A 2,172-nucleotide genomic window follows, 5' to 3' on the forward strand; every position below is an offset into this window, starting at 1 on the left:
GCCCCCGGGCCCCGGGGCGGCGCCCCCACCGGCGGGTACGCGGCCCCCGCAGCCGGCGCGTACGGCGTCCCTGCCGCGGGCGGGTACGCCCCCGCGGCGGGCGGCGGGCACTCCTCGGCACCCGGAGCCGACGCGCCGCAGCAGCAGAGCGGGTACGCCGCGCCCGCGCCCACGACGTCGGACCCGGCGCCGGCGGCGCCCGCGTCCGACGACGGCGGGGAGGGGCGCCCGGCGCCGTCCGCGGGCGACCGGTAGCGCGCCCGACCCGTCTGCCGTCCGCGACGGGTGACCGCGCCGCGGGCATCCGGAACCGCTCCGCGGAACGACCCACGGGGCGCCCGATCCGGGTCTAGCGTCGGGTGCGCCGCCGGGGCCGCCGGCGGCCGCACCCCTCTGGAGGATCCCGTGCCCGTGCTCACCGCCCCGCAGCTGTTCTGGACGGGGCTCATGTCCCTCGTGCTGGGCGTCCTCGGCAGCGCGGGCGCCCAGGCGCTGTACGTCGACCGGTTGTGGGCGTCTCCGACGACGTTCGCGTTCCTCTCGGCGGCGGCCACCGGGCTGACCGTGCTCGGCGCCGCCCTGGTGGCGGGCTCGCTCGTGCTCGCCGGCGTCCGGCGCGCGTCCCTCGCGCGGCACCCGGGCGACGTCGTGCCGCCCGCCGCCGCGCCGCGCTGACGGGGCGGTCCCCGGGGTTCGGTCCCGGGTGACCGGGACGGGGGGAGATCCCCCGTGCGGGGTCGGGTTGACCGCCGGGCAGGACGGGGGTCGGACCCGTTCTGACCTGCGGTTCCGCTCGGCAGGCTGGTGCCGTGCCCGAACGCCGGGCACCCGCGCGGCCCGCCGCGCTGTGCCCTCGGGAGCGCCGCCATGTCGACCGTCCTGCCCGCACCGTCCCGCGAGGCGAACACCCTCGCGCTGACCACCGGTGCCCGGCCCGTCCGCCCGGTGCCCACCGGCGCCGCCCGCGCCGGATCGGCCCCCTCGGCCCCCGCTGCGTCGGCCCCGCCCGCCCCGGCGCCGCCGGCCCGGCCCCGCGCGCGCCGCGACCCGTTCGTCGACGGCGTCCGTGCCGTCGGGATCCTGCTCGTCGTCGCCCTGCACTGGCTGATGGTGGAGGCGACCTGGGACGGGCAGACCCTCGTCGTCGGCAACGCCCTCGCCCACGGCGGCGCCTGGCTGCTGACCTGGCTGCAGCCGCTGCCGCTGCTGTTCTTCGCCGCGGGCGCCGCCGCGCGCTACGACCTCGACCGGCACCCCGGCGAGCCGGGCTGGCGGTTCGCCGGGGTCCGGCTGCTGCGCATGGCGCGGCCGGTCGCCGTGTTCGCCGGGGTGTGGGCGCTGCTGCTCGCGGCCCTGCCGTGGCTGGGGGTCCCGGCGGGCGCCGTCGACCGGGTGGCGCGGATCGTGCCGCAGCCGCTGTGGTTCCTCGGCGTGCAGATCGGCCTGCTGGCGCTGACCCCGGTGCTGCTGCGCGCGCTGCGCCGATGGGGTGCGGCGCGGGTGCTGGTCGTCGCCGCGGCGCTGCCGGTGCTCGTGGACCTGCTGCGGTTCTCCGACGAGGTGGCGCTGCCCGGTGCCCCCAACGTGCTGCTCGTCTGGGCCGTGCCCTACCTGGGCGGCCTGGTCTACGCCGCCCGGCGGCTCGCCGCCCCCGACGACGTCGCGGCGCGCGACCTCGTGCCCGAGCGCACCGTGCTGACGCTGCTCGCGCTCGGTGGCCTCGCCGCGACCGTCCTGCTGCTCGCGGTCGGCCCCTACCCGTGGTCGCTGATCGGCATGCCGGGCGACGCGATCTCCAACCTCGCCCCGCCGACCGCTCCGGTGGTCGGGTTCGCGGTGGCGCAGGTCGCGGCGGCGCTGCTGGTGCGGGACGCGGTCGCGCGCTGGGCCGCCGGCTCGCGGCTGGTGCGCTGGGCGGGCGCGCGGTCGATGGGGCTGTACCTGTGGCACCTGACGGCGATGTTCGCGGTGTCGGGGGTCGTGCTGCTCGGGGCCGGGGAGACGCTGCCGGAGCCGTGGACGTGGGACTGGTGGGCGACCCGGGCGTCCTACCTCGGGGCGGCGGGCGTGGTGCTGGCGGGGCTCGTCGTGGCGGCCGGCGCGGTCGACCGGCGGCTCCCCGTGCTGCGCCGGCGCGCGGCGGCGTGAGGCCCCCGCCCCCCGGCGGCGCCC

2 protein-coding genes and 1 pseudogene are annotated in these 2,172 nt (G+C 80.2%); all 3 read left to right on the plus strand.

Annotation, left to right across the window (positions count from 1 at the left end):
• Positions 1-255: pseudogene (locus FA014_RS20890) on the plus strand (hypothetical protein); the annotation flags it as partial.
• A 150-nt stretch (positions 256-405) separates the two neighbouring features.
• Positions 406-675 (plus strand): hypothetical protein, encoded by a 270-nt coding sequence (locus tag FA014_RS19300; protein WP_154731223.1) that lies wholly within the window; start codon positions 406-408, stop codon positions 673-675.
• Positions 676-867: 192 nt separating this feature from the next.
• Entirely contained in the window at positions 868-2,148 is a 1,281-nt protein-coding gene (locus FA014_RS19305; RefSeq protein WP_154731224.1) for an acyltransferase family protein, read from the plus strand.
• Positions 2,149-2,172: the final 24 nt, after the last annotated feature.

Origin of the sequence: Cellulomonas hominis, from assembly GCF_005239125.1 — a bacterium.
GTDB classification, from domain to species: domain Bacteria; phylum Actinomycetota; class Actinomycetes; order Actinomycetales; family Cellulomonadaceae; genus Cellulomonas; species Cellulomonas hominis_A.